Source organism: Paraburkholderia sp. BL9I2N2 (assembly GCF_004339745.1).
In the GTDB taxonomy this organism is placed as follows: Bacteria; Pseudomonadota; Gammaproteobacteria; order Burkholderiales; family Burkholderiaceae; genus Paraburkholderia.
Genome location: NZ_SMGP01000005.1, coordinates 63,801 through 84,223, shown reverse-complemented (window position 1 = coordinate 84,223; position 20,423 = coordinate 63,801). Strand labels below are relative to the sequence as shown.

The 20,423-nt window shown below is 63.2% G+C and carries 16 protein-coding genes; 5 read left to right on the top strand and 11 right to left on the bottom strand.

What is annotated here, in order from left to right:
• Positions 1-430 precede the first annotated feature (430 nt).
• Positions 431-1,330, bottom strand: a complete 900-nt coding sequence (locus B0G74_RS42070) for an EamA family transporter (RefSeq protein WP_132383460.1) — start codon at positions 1,328-1,330, stop codon at positions 431-433.
• Positions 1,331-1,512: 182 nt separating this feature from the next.
• Between B0G74_RS42070 and B0G74_RS42065 the strand changes: the two genes are divergently transcribed.
• The gene (locus tag B0G74_RS42065) at positions 1,513-2,406 is read left to right on the top strand and encodes an AraC family transcriptional regulator (RefSeq protein ID WP_207915803.1); all 894 of its coding nucleotides are present in this window, start codon (positions 1,513-1,515) and stop codon (positions 2,404-2,406) included.
• A 40-nt stretch (positions 2,407-2,446) separates the two neighbouring features.
• Here B0G74_RS42065 and B0G74_RS42060 read toward each other — a convergent pair whose 3' ends face one another.
• The 4 genes from B0G74_RS42060 to B0G74_RS42045 all read right to left on the bottom strand — a co-directional run bounded on the left by B0G74_RS42060 (position 2,447) and on the right by B0G74_RS42045 (position 8,975).
• Positions 2,447-5,470, bottom strand: coding sequence for an FAD-binding and (Fe-S)-binding domain-containing protein (locus tag B0G74_RS42060; protein ID WP_132383456.1), 3,024 nt, complete (start codon positions 5,468-5,470; stop codon positions 2,447-2,449).
• Between the two features lie 32 nt (positions 5,471-5,502).
• Positions 5,503-6,252: a 2-keto-4-pentenoate hydratase gene (locus tag B0G74_RS42055; RefSeq protein WP_132383454.1), complete on the bottom strand. Its 750-nt coding sequence runs from the start codon at positions 6,250-6,252 to the stop codon at positions 5,503-5,505.
• 43 nt (positions 6,253-6,295) lie between these two features.
• Positions 6,296-7,582 carry an MFS transporter gene (locus B0G74_RS42050; protein WP_132383452.1) on the bottom strand — a complete coding sequence of 429 codons (1,287 nt, stop codon included), beginning with the start codon at positions 7,580-7,582 and terminating at the stop codon, positions 6,296-6,298.
• A gap of 172 nt (positions 7,583-7,754) precedes the next feature.
• Positions 7,755-8,975: an aminotransferase class V-fold PLP-dependent enzyme gene (locus tag B0G74_RS42045; protein ID WP_132383450.1), complete on the bottom strand. Its 1,221-nt coding sequence runs from the start codon at positions 8,973-8,975 to the stop codon at positions 7,755-7,757.
• 162 nt (positions 8,976-9,137) lie between these two features.
• Between B0G74_RS42045 and B0G74_RS42040 the strand changes: the two genes are divergently transcribed.
• Both B0G74_RS42040 and B0G74_RS42035 read left to right on the top strand, forming a co-directional pair.
• Positions 9,138-9,863: a GntR family transcriptional regulator gene (locus tag B0G74_RS42040; RefSeq protein WP_132383448.1), complete on the top strand. Its 726-nt coding sequence runs from the start codon at positions 9,138-9,140 to the stop codon at positions 9,861-9,863.
• Between the two features lie 382 nt (positions 9,864-10,245).
• Positions 10,246-11,832 carry a Na+/H+ antiporter gene (locus B0G74_RS42035; protein ID WP_132383447.1) on the top strand — a complete coding sequence of 529 codons (1,587 nt, stop codon included), beginning with the start codon at positions 10,246-10,248 and terminating at the stop codon, positions 11,830-11,832.
• Between the two features lie 21 nt (positions 11,833-11,853).
• Here B0G74_RS42035 and B0G74_RS42030 read toward each other — a convergent pair whose 3' ends face one another.
• The 4 genes from B0G74_RS42030 to B0G74_RS42015 form a co-directional block, all read right to left on the bottom strand.
• Entirely contained in the window at positions 11,854-13,185 is a 1,332-nt protein-coding gene (locus B0G74_RS42030) for an MFS transporter (RefSeq protein ID WP_132383445.1), read from the bottom strand.
• Between the two features lie 60 nt (positions 13,186-13,245).
• Positions 13,246-14,199, bottom strand: a complete 954-nt coding sequence (locus tag B0G74_RS42025) for a hydroxymethylglutaryl-CoA lyase (protein ID WP_132383443.1) — start codon at positions 14,197-14,199, stop codon at positions 13,246-13,248.
• Complete coding sequence (locus B0G74_RS42020) at positions 14,196-15,389, bottom strand: CaiB/BaiF CoA-transferase family protein (protein ID WP_132383442.1); 1,194 nt, start codon at positions 15,387-15,389, stop codon at positions 14,196-14,198. The genes B0G74_RS42025 and B0G74_RS42020 overlap by 4 nt, the downstream gene beginning before the upstream one ends.
• Before the next feature lie 111 nt (positions 15,390-15,500).
• Positions 15,501-16,436 (bottom strand): LysR family transcriptional regulator, encoded by a 936-nt coding sequence (locus B0G74_RS42015; protein ID WP_132383440.1) that lies wholly within the window; start codon positions 16,434-16,436, stop codon positions 15,501-15,503.
• A gap of 104 nt (positions 16,437-16,540) precedes the next feature.
• Here B0G74_RS42015 and B0G74_RS42010 point away from each other — a divergent pair, with 104 nt between their 5' ends.
• Both B0G74_RS42010 and B0G74_RS42005 read left to right on the top strand, forming a co-directional pair.
• Entirely contained in the window at positions 16,541-17,500 is a 960-nt protein-coding gene (locus B0G74_RS42010; protein WP_132383438.1) for a GlxA family transcriptional regulator, read from the top strand.
• Between the two features lie 98 nt (positions 17,501-17,598).
• A complete protein-coding gene (locus B0G74_RS42005) occupies positions 17,599-18,357 on the top strand; it encodes an SDR family oxidoreductase (protein WP_132383437.1) in 759 nt (252 codons plus the stop codon).
• Between the two features lie 67 nt (positions 18,358-18,424).
• Here B0G74_RS42005 and B0G74_RS42000 read toward each other — a convergent pair whose 3' ends face one another.
• Both B0G74_RS42000 and B0G74_RS41995 read right to left on the bottom strand, forming a co-directional pair.
• Complete coding sequence (locus B0G74_RS42000; RefSeq protein ID WP_132383435.1) at positions 18,425-19,171, bottom strand: winged helix-turn-helix domain-containing protein; 747 nt, start codon at positions 19,169-19,171, stop codon at positions 18,425-18,427.
• A gap of 871 nt (positions 19,172-20,042) precedes the next feature.
• Entirely contained in the window at positions 20,043-20,408 is a 366-nt protein-coding gene (locus B0G74_RS41995; protein WP_007178665.1) for a response regulator, read from the bottom strand.
• Positions 20,409-20,423 lie beyond the last annotated feature (15 nt).

Genomic DNA, 20,423 nt, shown 5'->3' with positions numbered 1-20,423 from the left:
CTGCTTGTCCGACGGGGTTTGGGCCCCTCTTGAATGCCGGGTTTTCAACCGGCGTCAGAGCGGATGCAAAGTGCTGCTAGTTTGCATCGAACCCCTTCTAACTGGGCCTATCTAGCTGCGATTTCGCGGTTAGGGTGCTGGGATTATACGGGTGATGGGTGGGTTCGTCTACCCATGTGGTTAATGCGGAGGTGATGGGGAGGTGCCAGCTTTGATTTTTGCTTGATTTCCGCACTCCCGGAAAAGCTCACCGGAGCTTTTCTCAACCGCCTTCCAGGCTCCCGAAAATACTCACCTCAATCGCCCGCAGGTGCGGCCGTGCCAATCTGAATCATCACCGTTGATAAAGAGACGCGTTGGCAAACGGTGACTCTCCAGCACTCTCGGCACGGCGGCCGATTAGCGCGCCGCCTCGCCGGGAAAACGTCCCTCAGGAAGTCCGCACTCGCCGCACGAAGATACGCCGCGTGAGATCGAACGCCACCAGATTGCCGGCCACCACCAGCAACAGTCCGACCACGGCCAGCGCGGACCACTGATAGCCTTCGAACACCGTCGACACCGCCAGCGCCACGATCGGAAACAATACCGTGCAGTAAGCAGCCCGCTCGGGTCCGATGCGCCCGACCAGCATCAGATAAGCCGTGAAGCCGATCACCGAGCCGAAAATCGCGAGATAGGCGAGCGCGCCGAGATAACGCGCGGACGGCTCGACGGCGAACGAGAAACCGGCCACTACGCTTCCCAACGTCAAGACGCCGGCGCCGATCAGCATCGCCCAGCTATTCGTGGCGAACGGGTGCAGACCCATCGATTGCATGCGGCTCGACAACAGGTTGCCGGCCGAAAAGCACAGGGTTCCAAGAAACGCGATCGCAAGCCCGAACCACGCGGCGTGATCGCCGAGGTGTCCCGTCATCTGCTGCACGAACAGACACACGATACCGACGAGCCCCAGCGCCGCACCGGCAATCGCCGTGGGTTGCAACGGCCGGCCCATGAAGAGACGGCCGTTGATCGAATTCAGCAGCGGCGCGGTGGAAAACACCACCGCCACCAGGCCGCTCGGCACCACCTGTTCAGCGTAGTAGAAGCACAGAAAGTTCAGACAGAAGAGCGCCAATCCTTGCGCGACCAGGAATCGCCATGCGGCGCGCGGTGGCCAGATCGGCCGGCGCATGATACGCAGCAACGCGAACAGCACCAGCGCCGCGATCCAGAAACGCCATGCAATGGACACCGGCGGCGGCACCGCCCCCAGTTGCCATTTGATCGCGATCCACGTGGTGCCCCAAATCAAAACGGTGGCGGCATAGAGGGACAAATTCATGGTCAGGCCTGCAGCAGCAAATACGGAAGCCCACTATGCCGCAGCCAGACCGGCCGCACTTGTCCAGGATTGCGCACTTTTTCGGAGTGGCAAGCCGCCGCGCGTGGGCGGCCGTATACTGACGCTTATTCAGTCATGACAAGTATTTCGCCCGCTTCGTGAACGCCAGACCGCACGCCCCTGTGACCCACCCCACCGAATCGCCGTTCGGCCTTCAGTCGGTGTGTCACACGCTGAGCAGCGCCAACGCGAATCTGGACCGCTTCGCGTGGCTCGGCGATCGGCTGGCCATCGCCGTCTGGACTCGCGACACGGAAGAAGCCGAGACCGTCTACGATCGGCCCGGCCATCACACGTTGTCGTGTTATCTGGACGGCGGCTATCGCACCGAGCGTCAGAAAATGCCGGGGCATTACGGCGCGCCGTCGCGGCTCTGTGCGCTGCCCGGCGACCACGAATCACGCTGGTGGGTGCGCGGCCACATGCATTTCATGCACCTGTACTTCCTTCCGGAGCACTTCACGCAGCGTGCGGTTCAGGAACTCGACCTCGAGCCGCGCGAACTGACGCTCGCCGATCGCACGTATTTCGAAGACGCCCGCATCGCCACGTTGTGTCAATCGCTTGCGAACGAAGACTGGCAGGATCCCGACGGTTTGCTGCGCACCAATGAGACCGCGCATCAAGTGCTGAGTCTGCTGTTGCGCGCGCAAGGCGTGCGCCGCACGGATGCGTCGCTTAAAGGCGGATTGTCGGTCGCGACTCGCCGGCGGCTGCACGACTATATCGAAAGCCATCTTTCGCAGACGCTCACACTCGGCGAGCTGGCCGGCGTAGCGGCGTTATCGGAATTTCATCTTGCGCGCATGTTCCGCACCTCGTTCGGACTGCCGCCCGCCGCGTGGATCGCGCAGCAGCGGCTCGAACGCGCCCGCACGCTATTGCGCTCCACGGCGCTGCCGCTCGCGCAGGTCGCCGAGCAATGCGGCTATGCCAACGCCAGCCATTTCAGCCACCGTTTCCGCGAGAGCGTCGGCGTGGCGCCGACCGCGTATCGGCAGGCTATCGCCGCCTGAGCGCGAGCCGGCGCGTTCTGCGCTACTGCTGCTACTGCATTTACTGCAACGCCATCGCCAGCACGCGCGCCACATGGATCGCGTCGACGCCGGCGCCGTCGTGAATCTGATGCCGGCAACTCGTGCCGTCCGCGACCATGAGCGTGTTGCCATCCATCTTGCGCACCGCCGGCAGCAGCGACAGCTCGGCCATTGCCTGCGACGTCGCGTAATGCTCGGCCTCATAGCCGAAACTGCCCGCCATCCCGCAGCACGACGACTCCACCGTCGATACCTTGAAATCAGGAATCCATTTCAACACGGTTTGCGCGGGCGTAAAGGCGTCGAAGGCCTTTTGATGGCAATGACCATGCACCAACGCCTGTTGTTTGGCCAACGGCTTCAACGCGAGCTGCAAACGTCCGGCCTTTTCCTCGCGCACCAGAAACTCTTCGAATAGGAGCGCCTGCTTCGCCAGCCGCTGCGCTTCATCGCCAAAGCCGTAGTGCAGGAACTCATCGCGCAACGACAGCAAGCACGATGGCTCCAACCCGACGATCGGCACGCCGCGCTCCACGAATGGCTTGAACAGATCGAGCATGCGCCGCGCTTCCTGCTTCGCTTCATCGACGAGACCCGCCGCGAGGAACGTGCGGCCGCAGCACACGGGCCGCTCACCCTGGCGCGTATTGAAGTGCACCGTGTAACCCGCGGCCTCCAGCACCTGCTGCGCAGCGCGCGCGTTTTCCGGCTCCATGTTGTTGTTGAACGTGTCGACGAACAGCAGGACTTCTTTGAGTGCGACACCTTGGGCTGCGTTGCGCGATGACACCGCATCAGCGAGGAACGACTTCTTGAAGCGCGGCAAGCTCCGCTCGGGCGCGAAGCCCACGGACCGCTTGAACCACGCCGACAGCACCGGCACGTTATCGGCGAGCGCCATCAAACCCGGCATGCGGCTCGCTGTCGACGCGTAACGCGGCATAAAAGCCACCAGCTTGTCACGCAGACGCAGTCCGTGACGCTTGACGCGCGCCGCCCGCGCCTCGATCTTGAACTTCGCCATATCGACGCCTGTCGGGCAATCGCGCTTGCAGCCCTTGCAGGAGACGCACAGATCGAGCGTTTCCTTCACGTCGTCGCTCGCGAGACCCGCTTCGCCGAGTTGACCGGAAATCGCGAGGCGCAATGTATTCGCGCGTCCGCGTGTGACGTGCTGTTCGTCCTTCGTCACGCGGTAGCTCGGGCACATGGTGCCCGCGTCGAACTTGCGGCAGTGGCCGTTGTTATTGCACATCTCGACGGCCTTCGCGAGACCGCCGGACAGATCGTTGCCACTGCCCGGCAAGGTCTCCTGTCCTGTCAGCGGATCGCGTTCGACATTCCATGCGGACCAGTCGAGCGCCGTTTCGATGCGATGTTCCTTGTAGCCCGGTGCGAAGCGGAAATTGTGCGCGTCGTCCATCTTCGGCGGACGCACGATTTTGTCGGGATTGAAGCGGTTGTCCGGATCAAACAGCGCCTTGATCTCGCTGAACGCCTGATTCAGGCGCGGGCCATATTGCCACGCGACCCATTCGCCGCGGCACAGTCCGTCGCCGTGTTCGCCCGAATAGGCGCCCTTGTATTCGCGCACGAGTGCCGCGGCTTCCTCGGCGATCGCGCGCATCTTGACCGCGCCGTCGCGCCGCATGTCGAGAATCGGCCGCACGTGCAGCGTGCCGACGCTCGCATGCGCATACCAGGTGCCTTCCGTGCCGTTTCGATGGAACACCTCGGTCAGGCGGCTCGTGTATTCGGCCAAATGTTCGAGCGGCACCGCGCAATCTTCAATGAAGGACACCGGCTTGCCGTCGCCCTTCATGCTCATCATGATATTGAGCCCGGCCTTGCGCACTTCCCAAAGCGCTTTCTGTTCGTTCGCGTCCGGCATCTCGACGACCGAGTCGGGCAAGCCGAGGTCCGCCATCAGTTCCGTGAGCTGCTTGAGCGACGCGAGTTGAGCGTCGCGGTCCTCGCCCGCGAACTCCACCAGCAGAATGGCTTGTGGCTCACCGACCAGCGCCTTGCCGATCACCGGACGAAACGCCGGATTGTCCATCGCCAGATCGATCATCGTGCGATCGACCAGCTCCACCGCCACCGGCTTCAGCTTGACGATGTGCTGCGTCAGCTCCATCGACTGCCAGAAGGTCGGGAAGTTGACTACGCCGAGCGTTTTATACGCGGGCAGCGGCGCGAGCCTGAGCGTCAATTGCCGGCTGAACGCAAGCGTGCCTTCCGAGCCGACCAGCAGATGCGCGAGGTTCGCGACGCCGTCGTCGGTATAGGCGCGCGGGTTCTGGCAATCGAACACGTCGATGTTGTAGCCCGCCACGCGGCGCAAGACCTTCGGCACGCGCGCCACGATCTCGTCGCGCTCGCGTTCGGCGATCTGCTTCACGCCCGCGAGTATCTGCTGCAAGCGCGCGCCTTGCGGCGCCTCGCGCAACGAGGCGAAACGCGCTTCGCTGCCGTCGGCGAGAATTGCGTCGATCGCGTCGACGTTGTGCACCATGTTGCCGTATTCGATCGAGCGCGAGCCGCACGAATTATTGCCGGCCATGCCGCCGATCGTGCATTGCGCGGCCGTCGAAACGTCCACCGGAAACCAGAGACCGTGCGGTTTGAGCCACGCGTTCAGATGATCCAGCACGACGCCCGGTTCGACCGTCACCGTGCGCGCTTCGGCATCGAAGGCGACGATGTTGTTCAACCACTTGCTCGTGTCGATTACCAGTGCTTCGCCGACCGTCTGGCCGCATTGGCTCGTGCCCGCGCCGCGCGCGAGCAGCGGCACCTTCTCGCTGCGCGCGATTTCCAGCGCAATGCGCAGATCGTCCTGGTCGCGCGGCACCACCACGCCGATCGGCGTGATCTGGTAGATCGACGCGTCGGTCGCGTAACGGCCGCGGCTCGCCGCATCGAACAGCACGTCGCCGCGCAGTGATTTGCGCAGATGCTGCGCGAGCGGACTCGTCAGGCGCGCGGCGGATGGAACCAGATGGATCGGCTTGACGAGTAAAGCGGAAGTGGGGTTCGTCATATCGTCGGCCTATGGCAAAAACAGGGAAGCGGCTAGTACAGCGTGAGGCTGACCGGCGCGAGTCCTTCAATGCGCCCGCTCGCCGTGCCCGCCGTCTGCGGAAAGAACATGCCGGTGTAGGAGCCGGCTGTGACGACCATCTCCGGCGTCACCGCAATGCCGCGCGATGTGGCGTGATTGACGAGCCACGTCAGCAGGCGTCGCGGATCGCCGGCCGGATTGGCAGGCGTGGCTTTAACCACATCGTTTCCGTCGAAATCGAAATGCAGCGACGGCGCCACGAACGGAAAATCCTCGCGATACGGCGTGAATTCGCCCACGATCAGCGCGCCGTGGTTCTGCAAATCCGCGAGTTGAGCGAGCTTGTCGACGGCGGGCCATTCGGCGTAGCGGCTCGCCACGATTTCGATGGTCGCGCCGATCGAACCGATGCTCGCCAGCACTTCAGCCTCGCTATACGGCGTGGTGGAAACGTCGAAGCGCCGTCCGAAGCGAAACGCGATTTCCAGTTCAAGGCCCAACGGCGCGAAGACTTCGCGCGGCAAACGCGCACCGTCGGCATGCAAGTCGAGGTCGGGCAACGGCGCGCCCTGGATCGGACCGCTTTCGGACTTCGCGCCGATCTTCCAGCCGGCGATCCGCGCACCGCATGCGTCCAGGATTTCATGCTGGATCGCATACGCCGCGGCGGAGTCGGCGGGTGTGTGCTCCGGCGGCAACGTGTCGAGCGTGGCGTGATTGCGGCGTGCATCGGCGAGAAGCCGGCTGAGTGCTGTCATCATAGTGTCGTGTCGTGAGGCGGAAAGATGGAACGGTGTAGCGCGCTCAAACGCCCATGCCGGTAGGAACATGCGCTTTATCAGCTGCGTTGAGCGCGAACTTGCTTTCCGGCTGCATGCGGAACGCGAGCACCACGCCGATCGCCATCAACAGCATGCTGCCGACGAACGGCAATTCCCAGCTGCCGAAGTAGTCGATCAGGAAACCGCCGACCACCGGCGAGATGATCGCCGCCAGTGCCGAGCCGGTGTTCATCATGCCGCTTGCGGTGCCCGAGTATTCCGGCGCGATATCCATCGGAATCGCCCACATTGGACCGATCGTCATTTCGGCAAAGAAGAAGCCGGACGCGAGACACGCCATCGACAGATACAGGCTGTGCGTGAACATCAGTGGAATCAGCGAGAGCAGGCAGAAGAACATGCAGACCGACACCATCCAGCTACGTGCGCGTTTCAGGCTGCCGGTGCGCGTGAAGATCGCGTCGGTCACGATGCCGCCGAGCGTGTCGCCGATCACGCCGGCGAAGAACACCACCGAAGCGAAGATCGCCGACTTCTGAAGTTGCAGGTGATAGCTGTGCAGAAAGTATTGCGGAATCCAGCTCAGGAACAGCCACAATGTCCAGCCGTAGCAGAAGTACACGATCGTGACCGGCCACATGCGGCGAAACAGTTTGCCCCACGGCACGCCGGCGACTTTCGGCTTCGGCGCGGGCAGCGCGGTGAGCTCGTCGTTCGTGATACGCGGATGATCTTTCGGATGTTCGGTGAAGGTAATCGCCCACACGGCGACCCACAACAAGCTGAACACGCCGCAGATATAGAACGACTCGCGCCAGCCCCAGGTCGCCATGACGAGCACGATCAGGCCGGGCGCCACCGCATTGCCGATCCGCGAGGCCGCATGCGTGATGCCCTGCGCGAAGCCGCGTTTTTCCTTGGCGACCCAGCGCGCCATCGCGGAAGTGGCGGCGGGAAACGTCGCGCCCTCGCCGAAGCCGAGCAGCACGCGCGCGGCCAGCAGCGAAACCAGGCCGCCCGCAAAACCCGTCAGCAGAGTCGCGACGCCCCAGATGGCGCCGCAAAATATCAACGTGCGTTTCGCACCGAAGCGATCACTGACCCATCCGCCGATAATCTGGAAGATCAGATACGGATACGCGAAGGCCGAGAACACCAGGCCGACTTCCGTATGCGAGAGATGGAATTCCTTGCCGAAACCCGCCGCCGCGGTGCTGACGTTGACGCGGTCGAGGTAGGTGATGAAGTACATGATGCAGAGCATCACTAGAACGATACTGGTCGCACTGGTCACACGAAACCGCTTCATCGTCTCTCTCCATTGCATGTGTCGACGGCGGGCCTGAGATGGCGCGCTGCGTCGTTGCCCGGCAGCGGCTTGCGCCGCGGGACCATCGCATTAGTTCGGGCCGCGTTCTGTGCGCGGCTTCCTTCGTCAGGGAAGTCCCTTTTTTGCGAGCCGTTGGTTGCGCCTCGTGTCCTCAGGCCGCGGCTTTCAGGCCCGAGGCTTGGGTCGGCTGGCTCAACCATTCCATAGCGGCAGGCATGCCGCTTTCCTTGAGCGGCACGCCCGCGAGCCGCAGACCCATTTCGCAGCCGGCCAGCGTGGCCAGCAGCATCAGGTCGTTGCAGTCGCCGAGATGGCCGATGCGGAACATGCGGCCTTTCATCTTGCCGAGGCCCGTGCCAAGCGACATGTCGAAGCGTTCGTAGATGAGCTTGCGCACCGCATCGGCATCGATGCCGTCGGGCATCATCACGCCCGTGAGCACCGGGCTGTACACCGACGGATCGGCGCACTGAATCTCCAGACCCCACGCGCGCACCGCGCGACGGGTTGCTTCGGCGAGACGTTCGTGACGGGCGAACACGTTGTCGAGCCCTTCGCCGAGAATCATCTCGAGCGCTTCATTGAGTCCGTAAAGCAGGTTCGTGTTCGGCGTGTACGGCCAGTAACCGGTCTTGTTCATCTCGACGATGTCAGTCCAATCCCAGAAGCTGCGCGGCAGTTTTGCCTGCTTGCTGGCGGCCACGGCTTTCGGCGAGATCGCGTTGAAGCTGATGCCGGGCGGCAGCATCAAACCTTTTTGCGAGCCCGAGACGGTGACGTCGACGCCCCATTCGTCGTGACGATAGTCGGCGCACGCGAGGCCTGAGATCGTGTCGACCAGCAGCAAGGCCGGATGACCCGCTGCGTCGATTGCGCGACGCACGGCGGCGATATCGGAGGTCACGCCCGTGGACGTTTCGTTGTGCACCACGCACACCGCCTTGATCGCGTGCTGCGTGTCGGCGCGCAGACGCTCTTCGATCATTTGCGGCTGCACGCCGCGACGCCAGCCTTCGATGCCCGGCAGGCCGAGAAACTCCGGCTTCAGCCCGAGGCTTTCCGCCATCTTTTTCCACAGCGTGGCGAAGTGGCCGGTTTCGAACATCAGCACGTGGTCGCCGGGGCTCAACGTGTTCGAGAGCGCCGCTTCCCAGGCGCCCGTGCCCGAGGCCGGGTAAATCACCACGGGTTGCTGCGTCTTGAAGATTTTCTTGATGCCGTCGAGCACCTTCAGACCGAGTTCGCCGAACTCCGGACCGCGGTGGTCGATGGTCGGGTAGCTCATCGCCCGGAGGATACGGTCGGGCACCGGGCTCGGACCCGGAATCTGCAAAAAGTGACGGCCAGCGGGGTGAAAGTCTAGCTTGAGCATTGGGCTCCTCCGATTGAATTTTGCATTCAAAAAACTATATCAGACGAACCCCGACGATCCCAAGGCGAAAATTGCCCGCTGGCACCGGTGTTTACCCGCGCTATTAACTAATCTTTCAGCTTCCTATAAAATCCGAGCTAATGAGATGTTGAGGGCTTTTGTATGCAAAATTCGGATTTCGAGGCCGACGTCGCCACTTCCCCGCTGATGCCGAAGGTCGAGCGGCAGCGCTTGCACGACACGGTGGTGGAGCACATTCGGCGCTTCATCGTCGAAGGCGTGCTCGAGCCGGGCAAGAAATTGAACGAGCGCGAGTTGTGCGAAACGCTCGGTATTTCACGCACGCCGCTGCGCGAGGCGCTGAAGGTGTTGGCCGCGGAAGGGTTGATCGAGATTTCGCCGAATCGTGGCGCGTCGGTGTCGAAGATGTCGGAGGCTGAATTGCGCGAAACCTTCGAATTGATGAGTGGTCTCGAAGCTTTTTCCGGCGAACTGGCGGCCGAGCGGATGACGGCTGCTGAACTCGCCGAGATCAAGGCGCTGCATTACGCGATGCTCGCGTGCCGTACGCAGAACGATCTGGCCGGGTACTACAGCCGCAATCAGGCGATCCACGACAAGATCAATGAGGCGGCCAGGAACTCGGCTCTGCGGCAGACTTATGTCGCGGTGAATCGGCGCTTGCAGGCGCTCAGGTTTCGGTCGAATTTCCAGATTCCGAAGTGGGATAGCGCGATTCATGATCACGACGAGATGCTGAAGGCGCTTGAAGCGCGGGATGGTAAGAAGCTGAGTGCGATTCTTCGGCAGCATCTGCTTGATAAGCGCGATGCGGTTTTGCAGGTGCAGTCGCGGGAAGCGGTGGCTGCGTCGCCGTTGAAGACTTGAGTTGAGTTGAGCACCTAGGCGGTGTGCCTTCGGCGTCCGCGCCGAAGGTAAAACTTGTCCACCTAAAATGTTGGCAAGCCTGTGGACAACCTTCTTACATCCCAGCCAAGTGGTTGATGCGATGGAGGTATCGACCTGCGGTTCATGCGTGAGCACCGGTCGGCACTTTGCGGGCGAATGCGCTGGAAACGCGTGACGCCGGAATGCGGTTCGACGCGAACTGTCAGTTATCCCCACAAATTGTCCATAAGCCTGTGGACAACCTGCGCACAGCCCACCCAAGTGCTTGACGCCACACGCCTATCCTGTCTCGTCACAACCACAGGCACCCCATCCGCTGTGTGATAAAAAGTAGTTCCCCAGCCATTTGCCGAGGCCGAACATGTCGTCCGTCATGGGCTTCAAAGTCGTCCTGCTGTCGCTCGTCGCGATCATCGGTCTCGAACTGCTTGCCAAGCGGCTGCGTCTGCCGCCAGCCGCCGCGCTGCTGGTCGGCGGCGCCGCAATGGCCTTCGTGCCCGGACTGCCACGCTTCAATCTCGATCCCGAACTGGTCCTGATCGTGTTCCTGCCGCCGCTCCTCATGGACGGCGCGTACTTCTCCGTGTGGGACGAGTTCAAGGGCAATCTCGGCGGCATCCTGCTGCTCGCGATCGGCGCCGTCGCGTTCACCACGCTCACGGTCGGTCTGGTCGTGCATTGGGTCGTGCCCGCTCTGCCGTGGGGCGCGTGCTTCGCCTTGGGTGCGATCGTCTCGCCGCCCGACGCCGTCGCCGCGAAGGCGGTGCTCGAACGCGTCGCGCTGCCGCGCCGCCTGATGGTACTGCTCGAAGGCGAGAGCCTCCTCAACGACGCCGCCGGCCTCGTGCTGTTCCGCTTCGCCGTCGCAGCCGCGCTAACCGGCACCTTCAGCGCGCAGCATGCGATCGGACGCTTCGCCGTGCTCGCACTGGGCGGCATAGCGGTGGGCGTGGCGATCGGTTTCGTGCTCGTCAAGCTTCTGCGTTATCTCGACGACGCATACCTCATCATCACCGCATCGACCCTGTCCGCGTGGGCCAGCTATATCGTCGGCGACACGTTGGATGTGTCGGGCGTGATCGCGACCGTGAGTTGCGGGATGGTGCTCGGCTGGCATCAGCACGAAGTCTTTTCGGCGGCGGTACGCATGCGCGGCACGGCCTTCTGGCAGGTCGTGATCTTCCTGATGGAAGCGCTGGTGTTCATTCTGATCGGACTGTCGCTGCGCGGCGTGATCGTGCGGCTAGGCGGCGTCGGCGACGTGTTGGCCGCGTTCGCCCCCGTCGTCGGCGCGGTGCTCGCGGTGGTCGTGCTGTCGCGATTCGTGTGGGTCTTCGCGGTGGAATGGTTGAAGGCGCTGGTGTGCAAATTGGCGCGCCGCACGGGCGGCACGCCCGACTGGCGCTCGGCCACTGTCACGAGCTGGGCCGGCATGCGAGGCGTGGTCACGCTGGCTATCGCGCTCTCCTTGCCTGAGGAGATGCCCGGCCGCGATCTGATCCTGGTCGCCTCATTTGCCGTGATTCTGGTGACGGTGCTCGGTCAAGGCACGACGATCGGAGCGCTGATTCGCTGGATCAATCCGGACCACGCAGCCGAACGAAACGAACAGCATCTGACCGAGCCGCAGGCGTGGGCACGGCTCGAAGCCGCGCAGCTCGCCGCCATTCAGCCGCTCGTGCATGGGGCGGATGGCAGCGTGATTCATCCGCGCTTGCTGGAACAGTACAGCTATCGTGCTCGCATTACCGAGGCCCATCAGGACGAAGCCACCTTTCCTGCGAAAGAACGCGCCGCGCACTACGACGTGGTGCTGGCCGCCGTTTCGGCGGCACGCGTCGAGCTATTGCAGCTGCATCGAACGGGCTTGCTTCACGATGAACTGCTGAGCGTTCTCGAACACGATCTGGACCTGCAGGAAATCGCCGCGTTGCATGGCAGGGGCTGACCGATCGCGTCAGGTCAGCCTTTACCGCGCGGCTTCCTTGCGTCGCAATGAGTCAGGCAATCCGTACAACACGATCAGCGCGCACACCAGGCTCATCGCGCCGATCACGTACAAGGCCGGCGTGGTACTGCCGGTCAGGTCTCGCACGCGCCCCACCATGATCGGGCTCACAATGCCGCCGAGCTGCCCGAGCGTATTGATCAAGGCGATCCCACCGGCGGCGCCGGCGCCCGTGACGAGCTTCGGCGGCAACGCCCAGAACGCCGGAATCGAAGCGACCACGCCCGCGCCCATCACAGCCAGCGCGACGACCAGCAACGCCGTCTGCTTGTCGAAGAACCCCGCTGCAAAGAAGCCGATCGCAGACATGACCAGCAAGCCGAACACGAACTTGCGCCGTTCGCCGCTCGCATCGGACAAGCGCCCGACCACCACCATGCAGATTGCGCCGGCAATATAAGGCACCGCCGTCAACAAACCGATCACTGTCGGGTTGTTCGTGCCCGCCACGTGAATCAGATGCGGCGCCCAGAAATTCAAGCCGTACGACGCCACCTGAATCAGGAAATACACCAGCCCAAGCGTGAGAAAGCCCGGCGTTCTGATGGCACCCATCAACGAATGCCCGGTGTCCGGATGACGGCTTTGCTGCGCAATCTGCCCGGACAGAAAGGACTTTTCTGCCGGCGACAGCCAACCCGCGTCTTCGATACGATCCTTCAGCAGCTTCAGCACCAGATAGCCGAGCACGATGCACGGCAACCCGCCGAGCAGAAACAGCCAGTGCCAGCCAGGCATGCCCAGCACGCCGTTCATGTGTCCGATCACGAGCCCCGCGAGCGGCGCGCCGACCAGTCCGGAAAACGCGGACGCGAGAAACAGCATCGACGTGATACGCCCGCGATAGCTCGGCGGAAACCACAGCGTCAGGTAGTACAGCACGCCCGGCGCGAAGCCCGCTTCCATTGCGCCGATCACGAAACGCAACCCGTAGAACTGCCACTCGTTGTTGACGAACACCATCGCGGCCGTCGCCAGTCCCCACGAGATCATGATCCGCGCGATCCAGCGCCGCGCGCCGACCTTGTACAGAAACAGATTGCTCGGGACTTCGAACAGCACGTAACCGATCACGAACAGGCTCGCACCGAGACCGTATGCGGTATCGGACAAGCCGAGGTCGCTCTGCAACTGGAACTTCGCGAAGCTGATGTTGATGCGGTCAAAAAATGCAAACAGATAGCAGATCATGATCAGCGGCATCAACCGCCACGCGACTTTGCGGATGATGGCCGAAGCATCGTTCGCGCTGTGCTCGCGGTTGCCGGTTGCGACTGCGCCCAGGTCACTCATGTTCGTCTCCAATGCCGGATTCGGCGAAGCCGTCCGGTCGTTTAATCGATTAGGGGAGGGTTAGATTTGTAGAACGTATTCGGGTACGGGATGCAGGTCGCAGTTACGACCCGCCTTTGCCAGTTGCCCCGGCACGTCGTGGCCGAGCAACGCGGGCAAGCCGCGCGACAGCGCGATCAGCTTTTCCAGATCGATCCCGGTGGGAATGCCCATTTCGTCGCACATGTTCACGAGGTCTTCCGTGCAGATGTTGCCGGACGCGCCCGGTGCGAACGGGCAGCCGCCGAGGCCGCCCAACGCGGCGTCGAAGCGGCGCGCGCCGGCTTCGTATGCCGCCAACACATTCGCAAGACCCAGCCCGCGCGTGTTGTGAAAGTGCAGCGTGAGTGCCGCGGCCGGCAGTCGTTCGAGCACGCGCGTGACCAGTCGCGTCACCTGGCGCGGGTTCGCCATGCCGGTCGTGTCGGCGAGCGTGATGCCCTCGATCCCCATCTCGCGGTATGTATCGACAATGCTGATCACGCGGTCTTCGTCGATCTTGCCTTCGAACGGACAGCCGAACGTGGTCGCCACCGACGCGTTCAACAGCACGCCCGAGCCCTTCACGTGCTGCACGATGTCGCCGAACGCCACCAGCGACGACTCGCAGCTCATCCGCATGTTGGCGCGGTTGTGCGTCTGACTCGCGGACATCACCAGGTTCAGTTCATCCGCTCGCGAAGCCAGCGCGCGTTCGGCGCCCTTCAGATTCGGAATCAGCGCGACGTAAATCACGCCCGGTTGCCGCTCGATCTGCTGGAACACGGCCTCGCCGTCACGCAGCGCGGGAATCGCTTTCGGTGAAACGAACGAGCCGGCCTCGATGCGCGTGAAGCCCACGGTGGATAGCGAGTTGATCAGCGCGATCTTGTCGGGCGTGTCGACCCAGGTGGGTTCGATCTGCAAACCGTCGCGCGGCGCCACTTCCTGCACGATCAGTTTGTCGTAGTGCGGGGTGTTCAAAACGCGATTCATTGCACGGCTCCTTCGCGGCGGAGCCGCTCGATATCTTCGTTGGCGAATCCGAGTTCGCTGAGCACGCTGCCGGTATGCTCACCGAGCGTCGGCCCTTGCCAGCGCACTTCGCCAGGCGTGTCCGAGAGCTTCGGCACGATGCCCGGCATCTTCACCGACGCGCCGCCCGGCAGTTGCGCCTGCAACAACATGTCGCGCGCCTGGTAGTGCGGATCGGCGACGATGTCGGCCACCGAATAGATGCGCCCAGACGGCACTTCAGCGCGTTCGAGCGCCGCCAGCACGTCGTCGGTGGAGTGGTGCGAGGTCCATTCGGTGATCGCCTGATCGAGCATTGCGCAGTGTTGAACGCGGCCGTCGTTACGCGCCAAGGCGGGATCGTCGGCGAGATCGGGACGGCCGATCACCTGCATCAGGCGCTTGAAAATCGGATCGCTGTTGCCGGCGATCACGACGAAGCCCTCGTCTTCGGTGCGATACGTGTTCGACGGCGCGATGCCCGGCAGCGCGCCGCCGCTGCGCTCGCGCACATGGCCAAGCAGATCGTATTCGGGCACGAGGCTTTCCATCAGATTGAACACGCTCTCGACCAGCGAGACATCGACCACCTGGCCTTCGCCCTGCCCCGTCTTCACGCGCAGCAGCGACATCAACGCGCCGATCACGCCATGCAGCGACGCGAGCGAATCGCCGAGACTCACGCCGACGCGCGCCGGCGCGCCGTCCACATCACCAGTCGTGTAACGGATGCCGCCCATTGCTTCGCCGATCGCGCCGAAGCCCGGCCGATCGCGGTATGGGCCGCTCTGGCCATAGCCGGAGATGCGGACCATCGTCAGTTTCGGATTGATTGCGTGCAGCACGTCCCAGCCGAGGCCGAGCTTTTCCAGCGCGCCGGGGCGGAGGTTTTCGATCACGACATCGGCATCGGCCGCGAGCCGTTTGACGATCTCGACACCGTCCGCCGACTTCAGATTCACGCAGATGGACTTCTTGTTGCGCGACTGCAGATACCACCAGAGCGAGGTGCCCTCATGCAGCTTGCGCCATTTGCGAAGGGGATCGCCGGTCTCGGGCGCTTCGATCTTGATGACGTCGGCGCCGAACTCGGCCATGAGGCGCGCGGCAAACGGCGCGGCGATGAGGGTTCCGATCTCGATGACGCGGATACCCTGAAGGGGTCCACCCATAATGCTGTCTCCGAAGCTGGTTTCGTGTTGAGAGACAGCTTATGAGCGGCGCGGCCGCAGCGTCCAACCGCAATTCGCCAACGACCGTTCGCGAACGGCGAACGCTCTTCGTCAAGCGGTGGTGGGCGGGGCTTCCGAGGCTTCGATGGAGCGCAGATGGTCGAACAGCAGGCGGCTCACCGGCGACAATGCGTCGACGTCGCGCACCACCAGCACGAGGCTGCGTTCCGACCAGTCGTCTTCGAGCGGTGCGCCGACCAGACCCAGCGGACGGCCCATGAGTTGATACACCTTCAGCGGCAACACGCCGACGCCCATGCCGGCCTGCACCATCCGGCAGACCGCGTCAAAGCCGGGCACGTGGATGCGCAGTCGCAGCGGCTTGCCCGCCTGACGCGCGGCGAGATGCGTGCGGGCATTGATGGAACTCGCGGCGTGCAGGCCAACGTGATCGCCGTCCAGCGTTTCGACGAAGGCAACGCTCTCGCGCGCCGCCAACGGATGATCGTCGCGCATCACGAGCACCAGCGAATCGCGCCGGTAGTGTTCGACGTGCAGGTCGCGCGTGTCGGCGTCGCCGGAACAGATGCCCACGTCGACGAGGCTGTCGTCGACGGCTTCGACCACGCCGCCGCTCGGCCGCTCTTCCAGATCGAGCTTGACGCGTTCGTGCTGCAACTGGAACGCGCGCAAATCTTCCGGCAGGAATTCGACGATCGCCGACAGGTTCGCCATCATGCGCACATAGCCGCGCACGCCGCTCGCATGACCGGCCAGTTCGATGCCGATATTCTCGATGTCGCGCATCACGCGGCGCGCGTGATGCAGCAGCGTTTCGCCTGCCGGCGTGAGCGTCATGCCGCGTGCGTTGCGCTGGAACAGCGTGGCGCCGACCGCCTGTTCGAGTTCGAGCAGACGCTTGCTCGCGGCGGAGACGGCGATCGCCTCGCGCTCGGCGGCACGCGTGAGGGTGCCTTCTTCGTAAACCGCGAGGAAGAGTTGCAGCGTGGTGAGGTCGAGCCTTCGGAGAAGGTTTTTGATTACCATGGCGAGACGCCGCGTTGTTGTGCGATCCGCCTATTCTGACGCCAGATGCAGAAAATAGGTGCCGTGCCTCGCGGATCCCGTCCCTCGTCAAAGGAAGTCTTCCGATGCCCACCGTCGCGATCGCGATCTTTCCCGGCGTGCAGGCGCTCGACGTCGCCGGTCCCGTCGACGTGTTTTCCGAAGCCAACCGCTTCATCGCGCCCGCCGATGCCTACGAGGTGAGGTTGCTCAGCGCTCAAGCCGCACCGCTGCGAGCATCCAACGGCATGATGCTGGTCGCCGACACTACCTTCGACAAGGCCCGCGGTCCGTTCGATCTTGCGTTGGTCGCGGGCGGCCCCGAGCTGCCGGACACCACGCCTGATGCGCCCCTGCTGGACTGGCTGGCGAACGTCGCCCCCCAGTGCGGCCGCTACGGTTCGATCTGCACCGGCGCGTTCGCGCTCGGTCACGCGGGCCTGCTCGACGACCGCAACGTCACGACGCATTGGCAGCACGCAGCGCAACTGGCGGCGCAATTTCCAAAGGCGCGCGTCGACTTCGACCGCATCTATCTGCGCGACGGGCAACTCGTCACATCGGCCGGCGTGACTGCGGGCATCGATCTTTCGCTCGCTTTGGTCGCCGAGGATCACGGTCCGCACACGGCGCTCGCCGTCGCCAAACGTCTGGTGGTGTTCGCGCAGCGGCAAGGCGGCCAGTCGCAATTCAGCCCCTACCTGACCGCGCCCGCCGACGACACCTCGCCGGTTGCCAAAGTCCAGGCGCACGTCATGGAACGGATTCGCGAGAGCTTCACGGTGAAGCAACTGGCGGATGTCGCGGGCATGAGCGCACGCAACTTCGCGCGCGTGTTCGTGCAGGAGACCGGCGTGACGCCGCATGAATTCGTCGAGCGCGCCCGCGTGGATGCGGCGCGCAAGCTGCTCGAAAGCAGCGGCGCGGCGCTCAAGGCGATTGCGTACGACTGCGGCTTCGGCACGGCGGACCGCATGCGCATTGTCTTCGCCAAGCGAATCGGCGCGACGCCGATGCAGTATCGCGAGCGTTTTCGCTCGGCTTGACGTGAAACGCACGCGCTCGCAGTGAGGGCCGCCGCACGCGGAAAAATGTCGCGTGAGAAAATAGCGGCCTTTCCAAGCCAACGATCCCAAGGACCGACATGACCACTTCTTCCCCGATCCGTGCGATCGTCACCGGCCACACGCGCGGTCTGGGCGAGGCGCTCGCCGAACAACTTCTGGCTCGCGGGATCGCGGTGCTGGGCTTGTCCCGCTCGCGTCATGCCGCGCTCAAAGCGCGCTTCCCGACGCTGCTCGAAGAAATCGAACTGGAACTGGCCGACACCGCACGCGTCGCGCAATGGATCGCGAGCGATGCGCTGCGTGGCTTCGTCAGCGGCGCGCAAACGGTTCTGTTGATCAACAACGCGGGGATGGTGCAGCCCATCGGCCCGATTGAAGGACAAGACGCGACATCCATCGCGACCGCCGTGAGCCTCAATGTCGCCACGCCGTTGATGCTGGCCAGCGCGCTCGCCGCGGCCGCCGTCGACGCAACCGACCGGCGCATCGTGCACATTTCCAGCGGCGCGGCGCGCAATGCGTATCCCGGCTGGAGCATCTACTGCGCGACGAAGGCCGCGCTCGATCATCACGCGCGCGCCGTCGCACTCGACGCGAATCGTGCGTTGCGTATCTGCAGTCTGGCGCCCGGTGTGATCGATACGAATATGCAGGCGGAGATTCGCGGCAGCGGCGTCGAACAGTTCCCCATGCGCGAGAGATTCGAAGACCTCAAGCGCAACGGCCAACTGTCGACGCCCGAGCAATGCGCCACCCAGTTGCTCGATTACGCATTGAGCGATGCATTCGGCCAAACGCCGGTCGCGGACATTCGCGAGATCGCGAAGCCGGCTTAATGCGTTGATAACGGGGCGCATCGAGCGCTCCCGAAAACCCTCACCTTTCGCCTGACTCCCCGCCGATTTACACGCCGGGCGCGACCATCACATCGCGCTCGGCCGCACCGAGTTCGCCGTGCGGCACGAACACATAGCCGCGTCCCCACACCGTTTGCACATAGCGCGGCTCCGAGGGATCGATTTCGATCAGCCGACGCAGCCGCCAGATCGACACGTCCAGGCTGCGCCCTTGATGCAACACGCTATTGCCGCGCAGTTTCTCGTTGAGTTGCACGCGCGTGAGCACGGTCATCGCGTGATTGACGAAGATCTTGAGCAACGCGAACTCCGAACTGCGCAACGCGAAGTGCTCGTTGTCGCGACGCAATTCGCGCGCGGAGAAGTTCAGCTCGCAGCGGCCGAAGCGATACGGCGGCCGCGTCTCCGGCGCGCCGGGCGCGAGCGAGCCGCGTCGTCGCAGCAACACGCGAATGCGCGCGAGCAGTTCAGCCGGGTCGGCGGGCTTGCTCATGAAGTCGTCGGCGCCGAGTTCGAGACCGATCACGCGATCAATCGCTTTGCTGCTTGCCGATAGCAGAATCACGGGCACGTCGTTGCCGCTCATGCGCAAGTCACGCAACACGGCGAGGCCGTCGCCGTGCGGCGCCGAGATGTCGAGCACCAGCAACGAAGGCCGCTCCATCTCGACCACATGCTTGAGCCCGGCAGCAGGCGGACGTGCTGACACGCCGCAGCCCTGACCGCGCAATGATTCGCCCACCACGGCAGTCAAGCCGGCGTCGGCACCCACGAAAAGAATATGCTGACTCATCCAACTGATTCCAGGAGACGATCGTTTTTCAGAGACAGGCATCTGGCATGCGGATATAGCCGATCCGCGCACCCTGTCGTCCGCGTCGCCATCTTCCCCGCATGCGGCTGTTCTCAAAACGCGGAACAGCCCCCTAGGTTGCCAATTTCTTCCCAACTCTTTCAACGCGAAACGTGATATGAGTCCGCGCGTGTGGCGCACCGTACGATTTGCAGGTGGGCTCCCGAAAAACCTCACCTTTGACACGGAGCGCTTGGGGTTCGGGACGAGGCAGGCGTCGAATTGCTCCCGAAAACCCTCACCTTTCGAGCTTGGGGGCAGGCCGCAAAGGCATGCTGGGCGTGGTTCGACTACTCCAGAACAGGCCACTCCCGCAAACTCTCACCTTTAAAGCCGATGGAGTAATTTGCATACCCAGGTAAGCAGCCGTGTACGTGCAGGGCTTCGCACGTGATGAAGACGCGCGATTCGCGCGGGGGATGGGTGCTGTGATCGATATATGCTGGCCAGCGACACCATCGTGCTGAAACAAAGCATCGTGGTGAGTGCCGATCGAATTTGCCGCTCACCGTTTTCGATCCGAGGCGCGATGAGGCTTTAGGAGCAGAAAAAGCGGCATGGTCAGCGCATGTCGCAATAAACCAGGCTTTGTGGCGAGCCTTGTGCGAATACCCGGATGGTCCCGAATAGTCTCACCTTTGATCAAGCGGAGGCATCCGGAAGCATCGCCTCGATCACTGCGCCAGCCGGTTTATTAGCGTTTTTCCCGTATTTCGACAGTCGCCGCGACTGCGAAACAGACTCAAACACCGGCCTGCGCGAAGCTCCCGAATAACCTCACCTTTGCGCTCGCTTGCAGCGAAACAAGCGCTTAGCTTGCCAGTTTGCGGAACGTTTCCAGCACCGCGTCGCCCTTGAACGGCTTGACGATCCAGCCCTTCACGCCGGCCGCCTTGCCGCGCTCCTTCATTGCCGGGCTGCTCTCGGTTGTGAGCATGATGACGTTGACGGTCTTGTTGGCGAGCTCGCCGCGAATCTTCTCGACCATCGTCAGACCGTCCATATTCGGCATGTTGACGTCGCTGATCACCAGCTTGATACCGGGGCTGGCCTTCAGCTTGGCGAGGCCGTCCTTGCCGTCCACAGCTGTGTCGACGTCCAGACCGTTCTTCTTCAGAAAGCCGGCCACTTCGTCGCGCACCGTGCTCGAGTCATCCACCACCAGAATTTTCGACATGTTTTTTCCTATGAC